Raw genomic sequence first — 23626 nt, 5'->3', positions numbered from 1 at the left:
ATATAGTGAGGGTAGCATCACTGACTCAGAAGGAGTGAACCAGCAATGAAAAAAAAGAAACAGAGTCCCATTTTCAGGAGATTAAATTATTTCTCTCCTATTGAACGCCATTCCAATCAACACAGCCAAACCACTTATGAAGACCGGAATTGGGAAGATGTATACAGAAATAGATGGCAGCATGATAAAGTGGTTCGCTCTACCCACGGGGTGAACTGTACAGGCTCCTGCAGCTGGAATATCTACGTCAAAAACGGAATCGTCACATGGGAAGGGCAGCGACTCGATTACCCTTCGACTGGCCCTGATATGCCGGACTTTGAACCGCGCGGCTGTCCGAGGGGAGCGAGCTTTTCCTGGTATATATACAGCCCGCTCCGCGTGAAATATCCGTATGTACGCGGTGTGCTGATCCAGATGTGGCGCGAGGCGCTAAACAGCAGCAAAAATCCGCTGGAAGCATGGAAATCAATTATCGAAAACCCTGAAAAAGCAAAGGCCTATAAACAGGCGCGCGGAAAAGGCGGATTTGTCCGCGCCGAATGGAGCGAAGTCCTGAAGCTGATTTCGGCTTCCCTTCTGTACACCATTGCCAAATACGGTCCTGACCGAAATGTCGGCTTCTCGCCGATTCCAGCCATGTCGATGCTCAGCCACGCAGCAGGGTCACGCTTTATGTCCCTGATCGGCGGGCCGATGCTGAGCTTCTATGACTGGTATGCCGACCTCCCTCCTGCTTCACCGCAAATTTGGGGAGATCAAACCGACGTTCCGGAAAGCAGCGACTGGTACAATTCAGGCTACATCATGACATGGGGTTCTAATGTGCCGCTTACCAGAACGCCTGACGCTCACTTTTTAGCCGAAGCCCGCTATAAAGGGGCAAAAGTGATTTCGATCAGCCCGGACTTTGCCGAGTCCTCAAAGTTTTCCGATGATTGGCTGAGCATCAGACAAGGCACGGACGGCGCACTGGCCATGGCGATGGGCCACGTCATTCTCCAAGACTTTTATGTCAACCAGAAAACGGAGCGTTTTATTGATTATGCAAAACAATATACCGATTTCCCGTTTTTGGTGACTTTGAAAGAGGAAAACGGAACGTTCACAGCAGGCCGCTTCCTCCATGCTAAAGATATCGGGCGTGCTACAGAGCATGATGAGTGGAAGCCTGCCGTTTGGGATGAAGACACAGATGGATTTGCGATTCCGCAGGGCACGATGGGCTCCCGCTGGGACGGCCAAGGAAAATGGAATCTGCGCATGGTTGATGAGGATTCAGAAAAACCGATCACACCTCGGCTTTCCATGCTTGGACACGAAGATATGATCGGCACGGTCAACATTCCTTACTTCTCACATGACGGCAATAAAGTGCTTGAAAGACCGCTTCCGATCAAAAAAATGATTCTGGACGGAGAGGAAGTTTTTGTTTCTACCGTTTTCGACCTGACGCTCGCCAACTATGGCGTCAACCGCGGAATTGACGGGCAGACGCCGGCATCATTTGATGATCCTGAACCGTTTACACCGGCTTGGCAAGAGCCGATTACTGGCATTAAAAGTGAAATGGTGATCAAAATCGCAAGGGAATTCGCGCAAAATGCGATTGACACAGAGGGCCGTTCAATGATCATTGTCGGCGCCGGGATTAACCATTGGTTCAATTCAGACACCATTTACAGAGCTGTGCTGAACCTTGTGCTTCTCGTCGGAGCTCAAGGGGTTAACGGAGGCGGCTGGGCCCACTATGTCGGCCAGGAAAAACTCCGGCCGGCCGAAGGATGGCAGACGATCGCGACGGCAAAAGACTGGGGAGGCCCTGCCAAACTGCAAAACGGAACATCATTTTTCTACTTCGCTACCGATCAGTGGCGCTATGAAGATCAGGAAATCAGCGGGCTTGCTTCCCCTATCGCAAAAACATCGCGCTACAAGCACCACGCCGATTACAATGTGCTGGCGGCAAGACTCGGATGGCTTCCATCGTATCCGACGTTTGAGAAAAACGGTATCGATCTGTATAAAGAAGCAGAAAAAGCAGGCGCTGAGAACGCTCAGCAAGTCGGAAGCTATATCGCCAGACAGCTTGAGGAGAAAAATCTCAAGTTTTCGATTGAAGATCCTGACAATGAAAAGAACTTCCCGAGAAATCTATTTGTCTGGAGAGCCAACTTAATCTCGAGCTCCGGCAAAGGTCATGAATATTTTCTGAAGCACTTGCTCGGCACGACTAACGGACTGATGAACGATGATCAGGATAGCATCCGTCCCGAAGAAATCACATGGCGTGACAAAGCGCCTGAAGGCAAACTCGACTTACTGGTCAATCTCGATTTCCGGATGGCGGGAACAGCCCTTTATTCAGACATCGTGCTCCCTGCGGCCACCTGGTACGAAAAACACGATCTCAGCAGCACGGATATGCATCCGTTCATCCACCCGTTTAACCCGGCAATTAGCGCGCCGTGGGAAGCAAAGTCTGATTGGGATATTTTCAAAGCATTGGCAAAAGCGGTTTCCAATCTGGCTGAAGAAATGGACATGGAACCTGTAAAAGAGGCTGTTGCGACTCCTCTTCTCCATGACACTCCACAGGAAATGGCGCAGCCGCTCGGGAAAATCAAAGATTGGAGCAAAGGCGACTGCCCTGCCGTTCCCGGCAAAACAATGCCGCAAATTCATGTTGTGGAACGGGATTACAAGCAGATTTTCAATAAGATGACATCGCTTGGGCCGAATGTTGTCAAACAGCCGTTTGGTACGAAAGGTATGAACTGGTCTGTTGAAGCGGAATATGATTCCCTCAAAAAAACGCTCGGCGTCGTAAAAGACGACACGATCGCCAAAGGCTGTCCTGACATCAGTGATGCAAGACAGGCTGCGGAAGCGGTATTGACCCTCTCTTCCACTTCAAACGGGAAAGTAGCCGTTAAAGCGTGGGAATCGCTTGAAAAAATAACGAATCTTGAGTTGAAAGACTTAGCTGAAGAACGGGAAGAGGAATGCTTTACATTTGAGCAAATTTCGGCTCAGCCGAAAACGGTGATCACCTCCCCTGCTTTCAGCGGTTCTGAAAAAGGCGGACGGCGCTATTCTCCGTTTACAACGAACGTTGAAAAACTGATTCCGTGGAGAACGCTGACCGGCAGACAGTCTTTTTACCTTGATCATGAAATGATGACCGAATTCGGCGAGAACATGGCGACATTCAAGCCGATCCTGATCCACCGCCCTTTCTTGAACAAGCGTCCGGATCAGGAAGGAAAAGAAATCGTTTTAAACTATTTAACGCCGCATAATAAATGGTCGGTTCACAGCATGTATTTTGATTCCCTGCCGATGCTTACCCTTTTCAGAGGCGGGCCGACAGTCTGGATGAATAAAGACGATGCGGAAGAAACCGACATTCAGGACAACGACTGGATCGAATGCTTCAACCGAAACGGAGTCGTCGTCGCACGGGCCGTGACATCACACCGGATTCCAAAAGGAATGGCCTTTATGCACCATGCCCAAGACCGGCATATCAATGTACCGGGAACAAAGCTGACGAATAACCGCGGTGGAACCCATAACAGTCCGACACGCATCCATGTCAAGCCGACGCAGATGATCGGAGGCTACGGCCAGCTCAGCTACGGATTCAACTACTACGGGCCGACAGGAAATCAGCGCGACCTCAATGTCGTGATCAGAAAATTGAAGGAGGTCGATTGGCTTGAAGATTAAAGCTCAAATCGGAATGGTAATGAACCTTGATAAATGCATCGGCTGCCATACATGCAGCGTCACATGCAAAAACACATGGACAAACCGTTCCGGTGCAGAATATATGTACTTCAACAACGTCGAAACAAAACCGGGCATCGGCTACCCTAAACAATGGGAGGACCAGGATAAATACAGAGGCGGCTGGGAGCTGAAAAAAGGCAAACTTCAGCTCAAATCAGGCGCCAAAACAACGCGGCTCATGAATTTATTCTACAACCCGTACCAGCCGACGATCGATGACTACTATGAACCTTGGAACTATGATTATGAAACGCTGACAAACAGTCCGGAGAAAAAACACCAGCCTGTTGCAAGGCCGAAGTCTTCTATTACGGGAGACTTCATGAACCTTGAATGGGGTCCGAACTGGGAAGACGATCTTGCCGGCGGCCACATTACAGGCCTTCAAGATCCAAACGTCAAAAAAATGGAAGAATCGATCAAGACTGAATTTGAAGACGTCTTTATGATGTATCTGCCAAGGATATGCGAACACTGCATCAATCCTTCCTGCGTCTCCTCCTGTCCGTCGGGAGCGATGTACAAACGCGAAGAAGACGGGATCGTTCTCGTCGATCAAAATGCGTGCCGCTCATGGAGACACTGTGTATCATCATGCCCTTATAAAAAAGTGTATTTCAACTGGCAGACGAACAAGGCGGAAAAATGCACATTGTGCTTCCCTCGTCTTGAAGCAGGACTGCCGACAATCTGCTCTGAGACATGCGTCGGCAGAATCCGCTATCTCGGAGTCATGCTTTATGATGCAGATAAAGTCGAAGAAGCGGCTTCAGCCGAAAATGAAAAAGATCTATATCACTCCCAGCTGGAAATTTTCCTTGATCCGAATGATCCCGCTGTCGCAGAAGAAGCAAAAGCTCAAGGCATTCCGCTGGAGTGGATCGAAGCAGCGCAAAAATCTCCGATCTACAAAATGATCATCGATTGGAAAATCGCTCTGCCGCTGCATCCTGAATACCGGACATTGCCGATGGTATGGTATATTCCGCCGCTCAGTCCGATTATGAATATGTTTGAAGGAAAAGGAACGGCCCAATCAGCTGAAGATATCTTCCCTGCCATTGATGAAATGCGGATTCCGATCGAATATTTGGCCAATTTGCTGACTGCCGGTGATACACACCATATAAGAACGACATTAAAGAAAATGTCTGTGATGCGTATGTACATGCGAGCGACTCAAACAAACAAACAGATCGATTCAGCCCTGATTCAAGATACCGGATTGACTGAAGAGCAGATTGAAGATATGTACCGTCTGCTTGCGATCGCCAAATACGATGACCGCTTTGTCATTCCGCAAACCCATCGCGAAGAAGTCGCGGATCTGTACATGGAACAAGGAAGCTGCGGATTATCGTTTGCCGGAGGACCCGGCTCTTGCCAAAACATATAACACTGGAGGGAAGCTTCATGAATGGAACAGACAAACAAACCGTTTTTGCCGCTCTTTCTCACCTCCTCTCCTACCCTGATGAAGAGTGGAGAAAAGAACGTTCCGAATGGCAGCAGATCATCGGCGAAATCGAACATGAAGCGCTGAAAGGGCATCTGCTTGCCTTTTTGGAAAGCGCGGCTTCCTATTCGTCTGAGGAATTGATCGAAACGTACGTATATACGTTTGATTTCGGCAAAAAAACGAACCTTTATGTCACCTATTTCAACTCCGGTGAACAAAGGGAGCGCGGAATTGAATTGCTGCAGCTGAAAGATCTGTATCAGCAGTCCGGTTTTCAGCCGACAGACAAAGAGCTGCCGGATTATCTGCCGCTCATGCTTGAATTTGCTGCAGTCGCCGATCATGAAAAAGCTGCGGCTGTATTCCAAAAATACGCAGCGAACCTGGAAGAATTAAGATTGCAGCTTTCAGAGAATGAAAGCATCTATACGCCGTTATTAGACGGATTAATGATGATTTTAGAGGAAATTGGTGTTGAAAGGAATGTACAGCCATGATCGAACAAATCCTGTGGGTCATCCTCCCCTATATCGTCATCACCATTTTTATCGGAGGGCATATATACCGCTATCAACATGATCAGTTTGGCTGGACGGCCAAATCAAGCGAAATGCTCGAAAAGAAAAAATTGGCGCTTGGCAGCAGCCTTTTTCACTGGGGAATCTTTTTTGTCATCGGCGGGCATGTGATGGGAATTTTAATTCCGGAAAGCCTTTATCAAGCGCTCGGCGTATCAGAGCATATGTACCATAAAATCGCGATCGGTTTCGGACTGCCAGCGGGCATCGCCGCGCTGTCAGGACTTATCATATTGACCTACCGCAGATTCACGGACAAACGAATTCGAAAAACGAGCTCTGCCGGTGATTTCATCACGCTGGTCGCTTTGTTATTCGTCATGACGACTGGGCTTGCGGCAACCTTCTTGAACATCGATTCAAAAGGATTCGACTATCGGACAACAATCAGCCCGTGGTTTCGCAACATTTTCTTATTCAAGCCTGATGCCGGACTTATGGCGAACGTGCCCCTCTGGTTTAAGCTTCATATTATGATGGGCTACGTCATTTTCATCGTCTGGCCGTTTACTCGGCTCGTCCACGTATTCAGCATGCCGCTAAAATATTTGACAAGAAGCTATGTTGTTTACCGAAAACGGGCGCCCCGCAAAAGCATTTAAACATTTTCCCTAAAGCCAAAACGGCTTTAGGGATTTTTTTCTCTATAGGCAAGCTACCCTTATTCCCTATCAATCATACGATAAAGCAAACCATCAGAAAGGAGCGTTTTTATTGTATCCATACGATCCTTCACTATATGATCCGTATCGCCAGCAATTTCCGCCGGGTCCGCCTCCAGGAGTTGGAGGACAGCAGCAACAGCAGTTTCTCCCCCCGCCGCCGAGCCAATTTCCGCAAGACACCGGCCCTTCGGTATTTGCTGTTGATCCCGGCGGAATCAGAAGATGCCTGTTCAAATATACATTCATCCGCTTAAGAAACGGCAGCCGCTTTTGGTTCTACCCGGTTTTCGTCGGACGTTATTCGATTGCGGGCTACCGCTGGAGACCGCGTCAATTCCGCTGGGTTTACTTCGGTATTGACTTGAACGAGATTACCTCATTCAGCTGTCAGTAAAAAAACAAGAAAAAGGCGCCCCAAGGACGCCTTTTTTCATATTGTTTATTTCGATTGCAATGTTTCCTTCTCGTCTTCCCAAGCCTCTGTGTTTTTCAGACCTGGAATCGAGCTTGCCTTAAAGACAGGGTTCTTCCCTGTTTTACGCTGATCAGTATAGTCTTTCAGCACTTTCGCGGCAATTCCGGAAAGAAGCAGAATCGCAATCAGGTTAATGATCGCCATTAATCCCATAAATAAATCCGCCATGTCCCACACAAGTTGAAAACCGGATACAGATCCGAAGATGACCATTGCGACAACAGCTGTACGGTAAACGGCAAGCGTCGTCTTGCTCTTTTTAATAAATTCAATATTCGTCTCACCATAATAGTAGTTTCCGACGATTGAGCTGAAAGCGAACAGGAAAATCGCCACTGCGACAAACGCAGGCGCCCAGCTTCCGACATGATGCTGCATGGCTGCTTGTGTAATTTGAATGCCGTCAAGCTCTTTGCCCGGTGTCAGATTGAACAGCAGAATCATAAAGGCTGTCGCACTGCAGATAACCATCGTATCAAAGAATACGCCAAGCGTTTGGATAAAACCTTGCTTCGCCGGGTGAGAGACATTGGCAGTCGCCGCTGCGTTCGGCGCGCTTCCCATTCCGGCTTCGTTTGAAAACAAGCCGCGCTTCGCACCGATAATAATGATGCTGCCGAGCGTACCCCCTGCAATCTGCTCGATCCCGAAAGCATCTTTCACAATCATCGCGAAAACGGCCGGTATTTGAGAAATATTCGTCAGCACGACAAATAAAGCAAGTCCAAGATAAATGACCGCCATAACCGGAACGATCAACTGCGAAACTGTCACAACGCGTTTCAAACCGCCGAAAATGATAAATCCGGTCAATACCGCCAAAACAATTCCGACCGTTGTTTTATCAAGGTTGAAAGCCCCTTCCATCGAACCGACGATCGTATTGGCTTGCACCGCATTAAAGATCAATCCGAATGTAATCGTAATCAAAACGGCAAAGATAATGCCCATCCATCTGGCGCCCAGCGCTTTTTCCATATAATAAGCTGGGCCCCCTCTGAAATGATCGCCGTCTTTGACCTTGTACACTTGAGCCAGCGTACTCTCCACAAAGCTGGAAGCCATACCGACAAGTGCGACAACCCACATCCAAAAGACCGCTCCAGGTCCTCCTGTTGCAACAGCAAGCGCGACACCGGTCAGGTTTCCCGTGCCGACACGCGAAGCGGCGGAAATAAAGAAAGCCTGCAAAGACGAGACGCCTTTTCCTTTCTCCTCCTTTTGTCCGACGATACGAAACATCTCGAAGAAATAGCGGAATTGAACGAATTTCAATTTAAAAGTAAAGAACAGGCCTATTCCTATTAATATATAGACTAAATAAGTCCAAATAAAACCGCTTGGGACATTGATGATTTCGCTTAAAATTTCTTCCATAGCACCCTCCTGAAACAAACGAATTTTGTTTTGATGTTAAGTTTTCTAACATGAAAGGATTATATCATAATAATGACACAAGAAAAACTAGATAGAATTTTCTGTCTTTTAAACATAAAGGCTGTTAACATCATTATTACTTTAGTCCCAATGCTCATTATAGCAGAGTATTATCTTTATTCATATATAAAAATGCGCTTTCATTCCAAGTGCGTTGCGAAAAATCTCATATTGTCAATAAATATTTGCCAACTGTCACAAAATAATCATCTTTTCTTATAACATAAAATATGCTAAGATGATGAGATACTAAGGGGATGAGATCAAATGAAAAAGACATTGTTTCTGCAACTGTCCATATTCTTTTTAGTCATTGCGAGCCTTCATTCGTTCTCAATGCCCCAGATGCCGGCAAATCACCATACGCAAAAAGCCGCTGTTTCAGGAGACGAACTCCATGAACTGACAGCCGGCAAATATGGTGAAGAAAAGGCGAAATCATTGTGGAATTCACTCGGCTTCGGAGCTGAATCCATCCTTCTCTTCATCTTAGCTGCGGCTTCCGGCCAGGCGTTCATGATGAACAGGCGGAAAGAGCATCTGAAGGCATTTATGCTCGCGGTGTTCTATCACTCTTCTTATTTCGATAAAGCGCATGTTTTAAAACCATAACCATACGAAAAAAAACGGGAGGTTTTAACATGTTATTTATTATAAGAACGGTGATTATTGGACTATTTTCATTAGCAGCAATCAATTTGTTTGTTTTTCAAGGAATTGAATTCATGCACGCGATTACCGACCTTTTCAATCGCCAGGACAGCTGAATTTGAAGCGATTTGAAAAAGCTAGACAATAAAATTTCATGAAACAGTTTGATTGGCATGAGTCCGGCATTGCACGGATTCATGCCTTTTCATTTGGTCTCCCTTCGTCTTGTGATTGCAGTAAAAGCGGAACAATCCTATTATACTTAAATACAGCTTTTCCATCTTCTTCAAAAACAATTAAATTTTTTCGAAAAATTTTAAACATTTTTTCAACAAATGCCGGGATTTTATTTCAAATCTACAAATATAAGATATAATGTTTCTGTACCAATTAAATACCAATTACTTATAGAAAGAAGATGTTCATATGAGTAAAGTATCTGGAAAAATTGCTTTTGTTACTGGCGGAGGCCAAGGAATTGGCGAAGCAATCTGCAAACGCTTGGCGGAGGATGGGTTCGCTGTTGCAGTTGCCGATTATAATGTAGAAACTGCAACACAAGTTGCTGAGGACATTAACCAGCATAACGGTAAGGCAATTGCAGTTAAAGTGGATGTTGCTGATCGGGACGATGTTTTTAAAGCAGTCGATGAAACGGTTAAACGCCTCGGCGGTCTTGATGTGGTGATCAATAATGCAGGTCTTGGACCAACCACACCTATTGAAAGCATTACATATGAAGATTATCGGAAAATCTATGATGTTAACGTCGGCGGTACTTATTGGGGAATTCAAGCAGCTGTAAAAGCCTTTAAAGAACTTGGACACGGCGGGAAAATCATTAATGCTTCTTCTCAAGCCGGTCAAGTCGGTAACCCGGGCTTGGCAGTTTACGGCGGAACAAAGTTCGCTGTTCGCGGGATTACGCAAACGGCGGCAAAAGATCTAGCTGAATTAGGCATTACTGTTAACGCCTTTTGTCCGGGTATCGTAAAAACGCCTATGATGATGGGGATTGCACAGCAAACCGCTGATGAAGCAGGCAAGCCATTTGAATGGGGAATGGAACAATTCGCTAAAAATATTGCATTAAAACGCTTATCAGAGCCGGAAGATGTAGCAGCATGCGTTTCTTATCTTGCAGGGCCGGATTCAGATTATATGACCGGCCAGTCTCTTATCATTGATGGCGGAATGGTATTTAATTAATTTTAAAATCATATTCAATATGGAGGGCGGAGTTTTCCGCCTCCATATTGAAATAACAAGCTAGAGCTGATATGTCACGGTTCGTCCAATCACGCCCCGTTTAAAAATTTGGACCAAAGAGCGTCTTCCCTTTTGAAACCCCCTGTTTCAAAATGAACTAGTGCGAAGATTTCCCTTGCGATAAGCGGCACCCAAGATAGCTCCTTTCGATTCCACTCCAAGCCTCATAGGTTTATTTGCGCGCTTTTTCCGCCAATTTGTTTATTTCCTCCATTTTTTTCGATTTCCTCTAAACTGCGACCTCGAGTTTCAGGGACGCGTGTCCGGATAAATACAACTCCAAGTAAACAAATAACACCGAAGATTGCAAACACAGCTTCTTGAGACATCGAAGCGGTCATAATAGGAAATAGCAATCCAACCAAGAAAGAGCCGATCCAGTTAAATGATGAAGCTATTCCAGACGCGCGCCCGCGAATGACCAGAGGGAAAATTTCTCCAACGATGACCCAAGTTAAAGGAGCCCACGTGAATGAATAAAGTGCTACATAGATACTTAAAAAGACAACCATCATCATCGGATTTGCATTAGGAATTAATATATTCAATATTGCCGGCAAAATAAAGGACAGCCCCATAACGGTTCCGCCTACTGTTAATAAAGTACGGCGATTAAATTTATCAGCGATCATGATGAATAGCAATGAACCTAGCACGAGAATAACACCTTGAATAATCGGCCACATCAACGCTGAACTTGCCGCATTCCCTGTTGCTTTTTCTACAATCAAAGGAATGTAATAAAAAATTGCGTTAGCACCCTGGAATTGTTGAAAAGCGGCAACACCCACACCAGCAATTAATAAAAAACGATATTTATTACTTAAGAGTGTAGCCCATGATGCTTTTTGATTTGCCTTTGTTTCCTCTCTGGCAGTTTCTTGAATTTGTGCTATTTCAGAATCAATCTCCCCTTTGTTAGAGCGAATATAGCTCAACACCTTGCGTGCTTCATCAAGTTTATTGTTCTTGATTAAAAAACGAGGTGATTCAGGTAACTTTAACATTCCAACATATAAGATCACAGCAGGTACGGCAGCCAAACCAAGCATCAACCGCCATGCCATTGTTTCCGGCAAATCTTTCAATAGAAAATCAACAATGTAAGAAAGCAACATTCCAGAACAAATCATGGTTTGATTAATTCCTGACAGCCGTCCGCGTAAACGTGCAGGCGCCATTTCCGACATATAGGCCGGGACCAATGCAGAGGCAGCACCAACGGCCAATCCCAATAAAACCCGAGAAACAATTAAAAACAGTACCCCATTATGAGGTGCTATTCCTGACAAAATGGATCCAACAACAAAAATGACAGCGGAAATTAAAATCATTTTGCGACGTCCCAAACGATCAGAAAGTTGTCCGGCCAGGGCGCCTCCAAAAATAGCGCCTAACATGACCGAAGAAGTAATCCAGCCAATAACCCCGGCGTTGTCTTGAAGGTTCCAATCGTGTTGCAGAAAAGGCAAAGCACCCGTCATAACGCCGATATCATAACCGAAAAGAATGCCGGCAAAAGCCCCGAAAAAATAAATGAAGCCACTTGAGATTTTCTTTTCATTAACCATTTAAGTTCCCTCCTCAAGGTTGAAATTATATTGTGTAATCCAGCCACCAAAATTATCGATGGCTTTTTCAGAAATCATTAAAGTGTTTCCAAACTGCAAATACATGCTAGGATATTGGTGGGATTTCTCACTAAACCTCATGGTTTTATTCGCCTATTATTAAACGCTTCCAATTTTTCCGGAATATAACGATAACGCTTACAAAATCATGAATATTTTGATATCTGATATCCCTATTTTTCACCTCCAAGGAAGCAGAGCCTCCTCGGAGGTTAGAGGTATTACTTAATTACTACATATTCCAGGTCAACCAGCTTTGCATAAGTGATCATTTGGTCTGTTGTTAAATTCAATGAAACAACTGTATGGTGACCGCCGCCGTTTTCAAGCCACGCTTTCACTCCATCCTGAAAGTTAGGCTTCACTTCCCAAAGCACCCGTGCCACCGGAAGGTTTGGTGCCGGAACAGTTGGTTCAAATGCAGAAACTTCGTTAATCAACAGTTTGTAATGCGTACCAAAGTCTGCCATCGAAACAACCACACCATCTCCTGCTTTTCCGTCGAACACTAAGCGTGCCGGGTCTTCACGATCACCAATACCTAATGGAGATACGATAATTTTCGGTTTGCTGCTTGCTAAAGATGGGTCAACTTCAAGCATATGTGATTGAAGGATCGATTCTTGACCGGCAGCTAATTCATATGTGTAATCTTCCATAAAGCCGGTTGATTGGTTACGGCTCATCACTTTGAGTAAACGATCGAGCGCTGCAGTTTTCCAATCTCCTTCACCAGCAAAGCCATATCCTTGGGCCATCAAACGTTGGACGGCAAGACCCGGAAGTTGTTTCATCCCATATAAATCTTCAAAGTTAGTTGTGAAGGCATTATAACCACCATCATCCAGGAAACGTTTAATGGCGATTTCATAGCTTGCTTGTACTTTTACGCTCTTCTCCCAATCTTCCTGACTGTAAGTACCATAATCAAATTCATAAAGGTCTGCATATTCAGCAAACAATCGATTAATTTCTTCATCTGTAACCGCATTCACGTATTGAACAAGATCACCAATGCCAAAGTAATCAACTGTCCAGCCAAATTGAATTTGCGCTTCAACCTTATCCCCTTCAGTAACAGCAACGTTACGCATGTTGTCACCAAATCGGGCGACCTTGATGTTGAAGCTTTCGTTATAAGCAACCGCTACGTCCATCCATTCCGCAATTTGCTGTTGCACTTCAGGGCGTTCCCAATAACCTACGACAACTTTATTTTGTTTTTGCAAACGGGCATTGATAAAACCGTATTCACGGTCCCCATGAGCAGATTGGTTTAGGTTCATAAAGTCCATGTCAATCGTTGTCCACGGAATACTTTCATTAAATTGTGTCGCTAAATGAAGTAACGGTTTTTGTAATAATTTTGTTCCGCGAATCCACATTTTTGCAGGTGAAAAAGTATGCATCCAAGTGATAACACCGGCAACTTCGTCACGATAATTCACTTCTTTCATGATGCTTGTGATTTTATCTGCACTAACAGCTAAATCTTGCAATACAAGCGGGTATGGCAATACAGCGCTTTCATTTAATGCATCAGTCACGGCTTGCGCGTGCGCTCTGACTTCTTCAAGCGCTTCTTCCCCATAAAGATGTTGTGAACCTACGACAAACCAGAATTCTTTTTTTCCTTGTGTTAACATCATAACCCTCTTTTCTTAAATGAATAGTTTGATAGAATTGATTTTACTTTTGACCATAATAAGCATTTTTACCGTGTTTTCGTAAATAATGTTTATCTAAAATACATTGTGGTAATTCTTTTGCAAAATGATTTAATTCTCGGGTAAATAAATTCATTTTCGCGACTTCATCCAACACCACACTATTCAATACTGCTGATTTTACATCTTTGCCCCAAGTAAATGGACCATGACCATGAAGTAAGACACCGGGAACAGCTAAAATATCTAACCCGCGCTCTTCAAATGTTTCGATAATGACATTACCTGTTTCTACTTCGTAACCTCGATCAACCTCCTCTTGTGTCAAGTATCGGGCACATGGCACGGAACCATAGAATGTGTCTGCATGAGTGGTCCCCATCGCCGGAACATCAAGGCCTGCTTGAGCCCAGATTGTCGCCCAAGTTGAATGAGTGTGTACAATTCCTCCAATTTCAGGATAATGCTTATAAAGTACCGCGTGAGTCGCTGTATCTGATGAAGGCCTCAGCTCTCCTTCAACAATATTGCCATCTAAATCAACAACCACCATATCACTAGCTTTCATTGTTTCATAATCAACACCACTAGGTTTGATAACGAATAAACCAGTTTCACGGTCAATGGCACTTGCATTTCCCCATGTGTATTTCACAAGTCCGTATTTAGGCAAGTCCAAATTTGCTTGTAACACTTCTTCTTTCAGTTGTTCTAGCACGTCAACCCCTCCACTCATTAAATCAAATGATCCACAGCGGCCTGCTCAATCATTAAACCTTTTTTGTACCGTTCGATAAATGCTTCAAATCCTTCAACATCTAATTGATCAGGGTAAATTTCTTGCCCGGCATCCTCTTCAAAGACTTTTTTGTCGAGGAAATCTTCTAAGCTTTCTTGTTGATCTTTGTTCATCATGTAAGATGCAAGAATAGCCATTCCCCACGCACCGCCCTCTCCGGCAGTTGCCATAACTGATACTGGCGTATTCATTGCAGCTGCAACAATTTTTTGTCCGACAAGAGGGGTTTTGAATAAACCGCCGTGAGCTAAAATGCTATCAATATCAATATTTTCCTCTTTGGTCAAAATATCCATTCCGATTTTCAAAGCTGCAAAAGCTGCAAAAAGGTGTGTCCGCATGAAGTTTGCTAAATCGAAACGGCTCTCTGGTGAGCGGACAAATAACGGTCGGCCTTTTTCTAGTCCTGTAATATTTTCACCAGAGAAATAACCGTAGCTTAGTAAGCCACCGCCGTCTGAGTCAGCCTCCAATGCTTTATTCAACACCACTTCGAATAATTTATTCATTTCAACCTTTTGTCCCATTGCCTCAAAAAATTCACGAAACAACCCTAGCCAAGCATTCAAATCGCTTGAGCAGTTATTCGCATGAACCATTCCAACCGGACTGCCGTTTGGCGTTGTTACCAAATCAATTTCTGGATATACTTTCGAAAGTTCTTTCTCTAATACAATCATGGCAAAAACTGAAGTTCCTACTGAGATGTTTCCAGTGCGTTTCCTCACACTATTCGTAGCAACCATTCCTGTTCCAGCATCGCCTTCCGGCGGACAAACCGGGATACCTGGCTGTAAATTTTTTGATTGATCCAGAATTTTCGCGCCAATTTCGGTTAATTCGCCTGCTTGCTCGCCTGAAATATAAACTTCAGGAAGAATATCCTTTATACTCCAAGGATAGCCTTTGTTCGAAATCAGTTCATCAAACTGCTTGAGCATCGATTCATTGTAATTTTGCGTTGATTCATCAATTGGGAACATGCCCGAAGCATCTCCAATGCCAATTGCTTTATTGCCAGTCAGCAACCAGTGAATGTACCCACCTAAAGTGGTGATATAATCAATGCGAGGCAAATGTTTCTCTTCATTTAATATCGCTTGATATAAATGAGCAATACTCCACCGTTCAGGGATATTGAATTGAAATTGATCAGTTAATTCTTTTGCTGCAGCACCGGTTGTTGAGTTACGCCAAGTTCGAAACGGAACAAGCAGCTCCCCTGTGTTGTCAAAAGCCATATATCCATGCATCATTGCAGAAAATCCAATAGAACCGATTTTGCGAATGGTGATGCCATAATTTCGTTCAACATCATTCTTCATTTCACTATAAGCTGTTTGCAACCCAGTGATAATATCTACTAAGTTGTACGTCCAAAATCCATCTTCCAAGCGGTTTTCCCACTCATAACTTCCAGATGCGATTGTTTCAAAACTGCTATCAATCAACACTGCTTTAATACGTGTGGATCCGAATTCAATTCCAAGCGATGTTTCTCCTTCAGTTATCGCCTGCTTGATGTTTACTTGATTCGCTTTCACGTTATCCCCCCTCTGATAGCGATTTCAATATTATTCGAAAGAAGGCATTCCCCTTTTCGCTTAACTTAATTACAGACTTAGTATATTTTTTGTACGTACATTTGTCAATCAATAATATAATATGTTCATATAAATATCACAACGATATTTATATTCTTTTTCTCTTCATGCTTATAATAAAAAGTATTTGTATAACATGAAATTTAAAGAAAAAAATGAGAATTACTTATTCATTTTCACGAAAATAAGGTGAAATCTTTTCATTCATTGAAAGCCATGATAAAATATGTCCACACAAATCATTCAATTAAAAAAATTAGAATGCGAACAACTATGAAAGAAGTGAGTGAAATGAAACCAAAGTATAAGGTCATCATTAATGATATAAAAAGTAAAATCCTTTCAGGAGTTTACAGGGTAGGAGAACAAATTCCTACTGAATCCGCCATACAAGAAGAATACAAAGTCAGCCGGCACACTGTTCGAAAGGCGATTTTAGAGCTGGCGAACGAGGGGTTTTTAAGAAGTGAAAAAGGGTCTGGCACTTATGTAAGTAATCAGTATCAATCAAAACCTGGAGGGAATTCCAATAATAAAATAATCGGTGTAATTACGACCTACATTTCAGATTACATTTTCCCCTCAATTATTCGCGGAATTGAAGGGAGATTGAATGAGGCTAATTATTCGTTACTATTAGCTAGTACAAATAATGATGTCGAACAAGAAAAAAAAGCTTTGGAAATGATGTTGTCATTTGGCGTCGATGGTTTAATTGTTGAACCTACGAAAAGTAATCTATACAATCCCAATATTGCTTACTATTTATCGTTTAAGGAACAGGATATTCCTTTCATCATGATCAATGCTTATTATGAAGAATTAGATGTTCCTTTTCTTTGTCTCGATGATGTGCAGTCCAGCTATCTCGCAACAAAAGAATTAATATCAAAAGGACATACACAAATTGGTCTCATTTCAAAAATGGATGATTTACAAGGAAAGTATCGAATGAAGGGGTATATAAAAGCGCTTGGTGAAGCCAAATTACGATTTCAACCAGAGCATGTGCTTTCGTACAATACAGAGACGAAGCTGGATCTATACACAAACCTGAAGAAGTTTCTAAATGAAAAGAGAGACGTGTTGACTGCAATTGTTTGCTATAACGACGAAGTAGGATTGGAAGTAGCAAATGTATGCAGACAACTTAATATTTCTGTCCCGGACAAATTGTCAATTATTGGACAGGACAATTCGTATATTGCCAAAAATGCGAATATCAAACTAACAACATTGACACATCCTCAAGAACAAATGGGACACGATGCAGCTGATTGGGTCATCAAGAAATTGCAAGGAAAGAAAGACTTGCCAAACGAAACCTACTATCAGCCTGTGTTAATTGAAGGTGAAACCGTAAAAGAGTTAGATGTACAATAATCTTGGTGTGATCAAGGAAAACCCAGTCCATGTGCACTAAAGGCGTGAACGCGGACTGGGTTGTTTTACTCTGTTATCAATTAAGCAGCAGAGAACTTTCATGTATTTGACGCTTCCTCCAAAAAGAAAGCGAAAATCTCACCGATACGGGAAAAAGCTTGTATCACAAGAAAGTAGCCTAGCGTTTAAAAATGAACCTGTGTAAAGTTTATCTGGCATGCTCTTTTTCTGCAGCATTCTTCGTTGTCTTGCAGAATGGCTCTATTCTTGTGATATCCCTAGAATTGGGCGCAGGTCGATTTCACTCCCGTTCATGTTTGCTGATCCATACATCCCTTACTTCCCCTGCCTCATCTTCGTCGATGATGAAAGAACCGTTGCTGTACCGGTCATGAAGCTTGATATCTTTGACAAGCATCTCTTCTGTGATGCCTTTTTCGGTTTGAAGCGTGATTTGAGCATGATATGAGCATGCGAGCAGCCCAGTGATGCGGTGAGGTTTTTTCTTCAATTCCCTCAGCATGAGAACCCCTCGTTTCGCCCGTGACGTTTTTTCAAATTCAGTGCGGTTCATCCGCTTAATAGATCCGCGCTGGGTCACGAGCACAAGCACATCCGATTCCTCTAAAACCTGCCCGCTGGCGACAAAGTCGCCGTCTTTCAAATTGACGCCTTTGACACCGGCCGCCCTTGCACCGACGACGCTGACCTCATCTTCTGAGAACCACAGACCGTAGCCGGAATGTGTCGCGATAAACAAATCTTTCGTTCCGTCCGTTACATGAACATCAACCACTTCATCGTCGCCTTTTAAGTTAAGAGCGACCAATGCTTTTGAATAGCGCTGTGCTTTATACTGCATCAGCTGAGTTCTTTTCGCCATTCCGTTTTTCGTAAAGAACAGCAGGTATTCAGATTCGGTAAACTCTCTGACAGGGATCGCCTTGACGATGGATTCATCGCTGTCGATCGATATGATATTCGTGATGTGCTGACCCAAGTCTTTCCATCTGATATCAGGAAGCTGGTGAACCGGACAATACACATAGCTTCCTTTATTTGTAAATAAGAGCAGTACGTCTGTCGTATTCATTTCCAGCTGACAGAGCAGACGATCGGTATCTTTCATGCCGAAGTCCTGGCCGTTTGATGCAGCAAAAGACCGCTGGCTCGTTCGTTTAATATAACCGTCTTTCGTCACGGTCACATAAACGTCTTCAGACGCCACCATCACTTCAAGATTGATTTTGATTTCTTCAATTTTCTCCTCGATGACAGAGCGCCTTTGACCGGCATAGGTTTTTTTCACCTTTTTCAAGCTGTCTTTGATCACTTTCAAGAGTTTCTTGTCATTGGAAAGGATCTCTTCCAGCTCTTTGATCTTCTGGTCGAGTTCTTTTGCTTCTTCCTGGAGAGCCGTAATATCTGTGTTTGTCAGCCTGTACAGCTGCAATGAAACGATCGCTTCAGCCTGCGGCTCTGTAAATGCGAACTTTTCGATCAGATTGTTTTTGGCATCGCGCTTGTCATTGGAGGAGCGGATCGTCGCAATGACTTCATCCAAAATGGACAGTGCTTTCATCAATCCTTCTACGATATGATGCCTTTCCTTCGCTTTTTTCAGCTCATACTGAGAACGGTTGGTGATGACTTCTTTTTGGTGGCCGATATAAGCGTCCAAAATTGATGTGAGATTCATCAACATCGGTCTTCTGTTATGAATAGCCACCATGTTAAAGTTGTACGGAATCTGCAAATCCGAGTTTTTGTACAAGAAATTTAAAATACCTTGTGCATCCGCTTCTTTTTTCAGCTCAATCACGATTCTGAGTCCTGTCCGGTCGGTCTCGTCACGGACTTCGGAAATCCCTTCGACCTTCCGTTCAATCCTGAATTCGTCCATTTTTTTCACTAAATTCGCTTTGTTGACTTCAAACGGAATTTCAGTAATGACAATTTGCTGGCGGCCGCCTCTGATGGTTTCGATCTCGGCTTTGCCCCTGATGATGATTTTACCTTTTCCGGTTTCATAGGCTTTTTTTATGCCTTCTTTACCCTGAATGATTCCTCCGGTCGGAAAGTCCGGTCCTTTTACGAGCTCCATGAGGTCATCCACACTGCAGTTCGGCGAGTCAATCCGCCTTATCACGGCATCGATCACTTCCCCGAGATGATGCGGCGGAATGTCAGTCGCATACCCGGCGGAAATCCCTGTCGATCCGTTGACAAGCAGGTTCGGAAACATCGCCGGAAGGACGACGGGCTCCTTGCTTGTATCATCAAAGTTTGGCACAAACTCGACCGTTTCTTTGTCAATATCTCGCAAAAGCTCTGAAGCGATCGCTGCGAGCCTTGCTTCTGTATAACGCATCGCAGCCGGCGGATCACCGTCGATGCTTCCGTTGTTACCGTGCATTTCAACCAGCACGTTGCGAACCTTCCAGTCCTGGCTCATCCGCACCATCGCTTCGTAGACCGAACTGTCTCCATGAGGATGATAGTTCCCGATTACATTACCGACCGTTTTTGCGGCCTTGCGGAAATTCTTATCGTGCGTGTTCCCTTCCGCATGCATGGCGTATAGGATTCTTCTTTGAACAGGCTTCAGGCCGTCCCTGGCGTCAGGGAGCGCCCGATCCTGAATAATGTATTTGCTGTATCGGCCGAAACGGTCGCCGATCACGTCTTCCAATGGTAAATCATGATAAATCTCTGGCTGTGCCATTTATTTAAACCTCCTCAGCGACCGATAAATTCTCGTTTTCTAAAATGTTGCTTTCTTCATCAAGTCCGAAAGCGACGTTTTTCTCAATCCATTTTCTTCTCGGCTCAACTTTGTCGCCCATCAATGTCGTCACGCGCCTTTCCACACGGGCTGCGTCATCGATTTTAACCCTGACAAGCGTTCTTGATTCGGGGTTCATTGTCGTTTCCCAAAGCTGGTCAGCGTTCATTTCGCCGAGACCTTTATAGCGTTGAATCGTATATCCTCTTCCGACTTTTTTGAGGACGTCGTCCATTTCTTCATCAGACCAAGCATATTCAATGATTTCTTTTTTGCCAGACCCTTTGCTGACTTTATAGAGCGGCGGCAGCGCGATAAACACTTTTCCGTGCTCGATCAGCGGCTTCATATAGCGGTAGAAAAAAGTCAGGAGCAGCACTTGGATATGAGCGCCGTCTGTATCCGCATCTGTCATGATGATGACTTTGTCGTAATTGATGTCCTCAATGTCAAAATCAGCGCCGACCCCTCCGCCGATCGCATGAATAATCGTATTGATCTCTTCATTTTTAAAAATATCGGCCAGCTTCGCTTTTTCCGTATTGATAACCTTTCCGCGGAGCGGCAGGACAGCCTGGAATTTCCGGTCTCTTCCCTGCTTTGCTGATCCTCCGGCAGAGTCACCCTCCACGAGGTACAATTCGTTTTTGGACGGATTCCTTGATTGTGCAGGCGTCAGCTTGCCGGAAAGCGTCGCTTCGGATTTCTTTCTTTTCTTTCCGCTTCTTGCCTCTTCTCTTGCTTTTCTCGCAGCTTCTCTTGCCTGGGAGGCTTTAATCGCTTTTTTGACGAGCAATGTTGCCGTTTCCCTGTTTTCTTCAAGGAAATATGCGAGCTGCTCGGAGACGATCGCATCAACGGCTGACCTTGCTTCACTCGTGCCGAGCTTTCCTTTTGTCTGTCCTTCAAATTGAAGAAGCTCTTCAGGAATACGGACGGAAACGATGGCTGACAGGCCTTCCCGGATGTCCGTTCCTTCAAGGTTTTTGTCCTTTTCTTTTAAAAGGGCCACCTTTCTCGCATATTCGTTGAATGCTCTTGTCATCGCCGTTTTCGCACCGGACTCATGGGTTCCTCCGTCCTTTGTTCTGACATTATTGACGAATGACAGGATGTTTTCGGAATAGCCGTCATTAAATTGAAACGCGAAGTCCACCTCGATGCCGTTGTGCTCCCCTTCAAATGAGACCACTTCAGAAAGCGCGTCTTTCTCCTCATTTAAATAAGCGACAAAAGCTTCGATTCCGTTTTCGTATAAAAACGTTTCTTTTGTTTGATCGCGTTCATCGATCAATTCGATTTTTAATCCTTTTAACAAAAAGGCTGATTCTCTCAGACGCTCTGAAAGCGTTTCAAAGTTAAAAGTCGTTGTGCTGAACATCGTAGGATCAGGCTTGAAATGAATCAGGGTGCCGGTCTTTTTGGTCGTTCCGATTTTATCAAGGGATGTCACCGGTTTGCCGCCGTTTTCAAAACGCTGTCTGTAAACATTTCCTTCCCGCTCAATTGTGACTGTCAGCCACTCAGACAGGGCGTTTACAACGGATGCACCGACGCCGTGCAGCCCCCCGCTCGTTTTATAGCCGCCTTGGCCGAACTTTCCTCCGGCATGCAGCACTGTCAAAATAATTTCGGGAGTCGGTTTGCCGAGCTTATGCATTCCTGTTGGCATTCCCCGGCCTCTGTCTTGCACCGATATGCTGTTATCTTTATGTATCTTTACTATAATATGATTCCCATGGCCCGCAAGGACTTCATCGACGGAATTATCGACGATTTCATATACGAGATGGTGCAGACCCCGGCTGTCTGTCGAACCGATGTACATACCGGGGCGTTTTCTGACCGCTTCAAGGCCTTCGAGCACCTGTATGGAATCATCATTATAGTCAAATTGCTGTTTCTTAACCAAATGCATAAACCCCTTTCAAAAATCAAACATTGCTTATAAAGAATAATACACACTCTGTCATGTAAAGCAAAGTATTATCCGATTCTTTTCCAATCGCTTCAAGCATTGTCGGGAAAATGTTAAAATGAATGCCGTTTTTTTGCACAGCCGTCATTTTACACGATTCGCCCCCTGGAGGACAAGGCTTTTCCACCAGCAATTGGAAAATCATTCTTAAAAAAACTGTCCAAGACTTATTGTAGCCGTTTTTCACAGCAATTCGCAAACATATTCTCGCATAAAAAAGACAAAAACCCTTGAATAAACAAGGATTTTTGTCTTTTTTATGCCGATTTTGTTAACGCGTGTGCCACTTTTATACACAAATCCATAATCACCGTATAGCCTTTTTCGCTCAGAAGCCGATAAGCTTCTTCGTTGACAAGCCCCTGCTGCGCCCAAAACACATCTGCGTCTATCTCCAGGAATTCCTTTGCGACATCGCGCAGATGTTCGGATCTTCTGAACACATTGACGATATCGACATGTCCTTCAATGTCTTTTAATGATGCCACAGCCTTGACGCCCAGCGCCTCATCTATGGACGGATTGACAGGGATGATGTCATATCCCGCGTCCTGCATCGCTTTTGATACCATGTACGATGTTCTTTCAGGATTGTCGGACAGGCCGACTACCGCGATTCGTTTACTGTTTTCAAGAATGCTTTTGATTTCCTGTTTAGAAGGGTTTTCCATGGCGATCACTCCTTTTACGTTCAGTTTACACGAAATCAAAGGCGATAATCAAAATTTTCATATGATTAGGGCGCATTATCTTGTATGATATATACGGTACTTCTAAAGAAAAGCCGTCATGAAAAGCGCCTCTCATGTTAAAATAAAGAGAAGGGATCATCTAAAAAGGAGAAATGAAATGTTAATTGCTTTATTATTTGTTTTAGCCTATCTACTCGGCAGCATTCCGTCCGGCTTAATTGTCGGAAAGGCCGCCAAAGGAATCGACATCAGGGAACACGGCAGCGGCAATCTTGGCGCCACCAATGCATTCCGGACACTTGGGGTGAAAGCCGGCTCCATCGTGGTGGCTGCGGATATTTTGAAAGGGACGCTCGCCGCCTTTCTGCCCACCATCCTCCACATCGGCGTACACCCTTTGTTGGCCGGTGTAGCCGCAGTCATCGGGCATATGTTCCCTGTGTTCGCCAAATTTAAAGGCGGAAAAGCTGTCGCTACTTCCGGAGGCGTATTGCTTTGCTATCAGCCTTTTCTGTTTCTCACAATGATTGCGGTGTTCTTTCTGTTTTTGTATATCACAAAATATGTATCGCTTTCTTCCATTTTAACCGGCTTGTATACAACGGTTTACAGCCTGTTTACGAAAGATCTTTTATTGGTGGCAGTCGTCGCCTTTCTAACGGCGTTTGTCGTATACAGACACAGGACGAACATTAAACGCATTATGGATAAAACCGAGCCCAAAATCAAGTGGATGTCCGGCAAAAAATGAGCCTATC

The 23626-nt window shown here is 44.3% G+C and carries 18 protein-coding genes; 10 read left to right on the top strand and 8 right to left on the bottom strand.

The annotated features are described in order from the left end of the window. Positions 1 to 45 precede the first annotated feature (45 nt). The 5 genes from CP943_RS10675 to CP943_RS10655 all read left to right on the top strand — a co-directional run bounded on the left by CP943_RS10675 (position 46) and on the right by CP943_RS10655 (position 6891). Positions 46 to 3732: a nitrate reductase subunit alpha gene (locus tag CP943_RS10675; RefSeq protein ID WP_020451630.1), complete on the top strand. Its 3687-nt coding sequence runs from the start codon at positions 46 to 48 to the stop codon at positions 3730 to 3732. Then, entirely contained in the window at positions 3722 to 5191 is a 1470-nt protein-coding gene (gene narH / locus CP943_RS10670) for a nitrate reductase subunit beta (protein ID WP_020451629.1), read from the top strand. The genes CP943_RS10675 and narH overlap by 11 nt, the downstream gene beginning before the upstream one ends. Before the next feature lie 17 nt (positions 5192 to 5208). Next, positions 5209 to 5751, top strand: a complete 543-nt coding sequence (narJ, locus tag CP943_RS10665) for a nitrate reductase molybdenum cofactor assembly chaperone (RefSeq protein WP_020451628.1) — start codon at positions 5209 to 5211, stop codon at positions 5749 to 5751. Then, on the top strand, positions 5748 to 6434 hold the full coding sequence (gene narI, locus CP943_RS10660) for a respiratory nitrate reductase subunit gamma (protein WP_105980983.1): 687 nt from the start codon (positions 5748 to 5750) through the stop codon (positions 6432 to 6434). Before narJ ends, narI begins: the two co-directional genes overlap by 4 nt. 112 nt (positions 6435 to 6546) lie before the next feature. Continuing rightward, on the top strand, positions 6547 to 6891 hold the full coding sequence (locus CP943_RS10655; protein WP_020451626.1) for a hypothetical protein: 345 nt from the start codon (positions 6547 to 6549) through the stop codon (positions 6889 to 6891). A gap of 45 nt (positions 6892 to 6936) precedes the next feature. Here CP943_RS10655 and CP943_RS10650 read toward each other — a convergent pair whose 3' ends face one another. Further along, positions 6937 to 8349, bottom strand: coding sequence for an alanine/glycine:cation symporter family protein (locus tag CP943_RS10650; protein WP_023857575.1), 1413 nt, complete (start codon positions 8347 to 8349; stop codon positions 6937 to 6939). A 327-nt stretch (positions 8350 to 8676) separates the two neighbouring features. Here CP943_RS10650 and CP943_RS10645 point away from each other — a divergent pair, with 327 nt between their 5' ends. The 3 genes from CP943_RS10645 to CP943_RS10640 all read left to right on the top strand — a co-directional run bounded on the left by CP943_RS10645 (position 8677) and on the right by CP943_RS10640 (position 10269). Then, positions 8677 to 9021: a hypothetical protein gene (locus CP943_RS10645; protein ID WP_020451623.1), complete on the top strand. Its 345-nt coding sequence runs from the start codon at positions 8677 to 8679 to the stop codon at positions 9019 to 9021. A 29-nt stretch (positions 9022 to 9050) separates the two neighbouring features. Further along, on the top strand, positions 9051 to 9176 hold the full coding sequence (locus CP943_RS22830) for a hypothetical protein (protein WP_020451622.1): 126 nt from the start codon (positions 9051 to 9053) through the stop codon (positions 9174 to 9176). Positions 9177 to 9486: 310 nt separating this feature from the next. Then, positions 9487 to 10269, top strand: coding sequence for a (S)-acetoin forming diacetyl reductase (locus tag CP943_RS10640; RefSeq protein WP_020451621.1), 783 nt, complete (start codon positions 9487 to 9489; stop codon positions 10267 to 10269). Positions 10270 to 10493: 224 nt separating this feature from the next. On the opposite strand, the gene CP943_RS10635 is transcribed toward CP943_RS10640, so the two are convergent. The 4 genes from CP943_RS10635 to CP943_RS10620 all read right to left on the bottom strand — a co-directional run bounded on the left by CP943_RS10635 (position 10494) and on the right by CP943_RS10620 (position 15970). After that, positions 10494 to 11900, bottom strand: coding sequence for a sugar porter family MFS transporter (locus tag CP943_RS10635; protein WP_020451620.1), 1407 nt, complete (start codon positions 11898 to 11900; stop codon positions 10494 to 10496). 281 nt (positions 11901 to 12181) lie between these two features. Then, on the bottom strand, positions 12182 to 13606 hold the full coding sequence (araA, locus tag CP943_RS10630; protein WP_039072738.1) for an L-arabinose isomerase: 1425 nt from the start codon (positions 13604 to 13606) through the stop codon (positions 12182 to 12184). Between the two features lie 43 nt (positions 13607 to 13649). After that, positions 13650 to 14345: an L-ribulose-5-phosphate 4-epimerase gene (locus CP943_RS10625; RefSeq protein WP_039072737.1), complete on the bottom strand. Its 696-nt coding sequence runs from the start codon at positions 14343 to 14345 to the stop codon at positions 13650 to 13652. A gap of 17 nt (positions 14346 to 14362) precedes the next feature. Further along, positions 14363 to 15970 carry a xylulokinase gene (locus CP943_RS10620; protein WP_105980982.1) on the bottom strand — a complete coding sequence of 536 codons (1608 nt, stop codon included), beginning with the start codon at positions 15968 to 15970 and terminating at the stop codon, positions 14363 to 14365. 351 nt (positions 15971 to 16321) lie between these two features. Between CP943_RS10620 and CP943_RS10615 the strand changes: the two genes are divergently transcribed. After that, the gene (locus tag CP943_RS10615; RefSeq protein WP_105980981.1) at positions 16322 to 17413 is read left to right on the top strand and encodes a GntR family transcriptional regulator; all 1092 of its coding nucleotides are present in this window, start codon (positions 16322 to 16324) and stop codon (positions 17411 to 17413) included. Positions 17414 to 17714: 301 nt separating this feature from the next. Here the strand turns inward: CP943_RS10615 and parC are convergent, their stop codons facing one another. From parC to CP943_RS10600, 3 genes are all read right to left on the bottom strand, one after another. Further along, entirely contained in the window at positions 17715 to 20138 is a 2424-nt protein-coding gene (parC, locus tag CP943_RS10610; protein WP_105980980.1) for a DNA topoisomerase IV subunit A, read from the bottom strand. A gap of 4 nt (positions 20139 to 20142) precedes the next feature. After that, positions 20143 to 22110 (bottom strand): DNA topoisomerase IV subunit B, encoded by a 1968-nt coding sequence (gene parE, locus CP943_RS10605; protein WP_105980979.1) that lies wholly within the window; start codon positions 22108 to 22110, stop codon positions 20143 to 20145. A 323-nt stretch (positions 22111 to 22433) separates the two neighbouring features. After that, positions 22434 to 22847, bottom strand: coding sequence for a CoA-binding protein (locus CP943_RS10600; RefSeq protein WP_020451613.1), 414 nt, complete (start codon positions 22845 to 22847; stop codon positions 22434 to 22436). 178 nt (positions 22848 to 23025) lie between these two features. On the opposite strand from CP943_RS10600, the gene plsY reads away from it, so the two are divergent. After that, positions 23026 to 23619 carry a glycerol-3-phosphate 1-O-acyltransferase PlsY gene (gene plsY / locus CP943_RS10595; protein ID WP_023857586.1) on the top strand — a complete coding sequence of 198 codons (594 nt, stop codon included), beginning with the start codon at positions 23026 to 23028 and terminating at the stop codon, positions 23617 to 23619. Positions 23620 to 23626: the final 7 nt, after the last annotated feature.

This window comes from Bacillus paralicheniformis, assembly GCF_002993925.1.
In the GTDB taxonomy this organism is placed as follows: domain Bacteria; phylum Bacillota; class Bacilli; order Bacillales; family Bacillaceae; genus Bacillus; species Bacillus paralicheniformis.
This window is presented reverse-complemented; position numbering and strand designations above follow the sequence as displayed.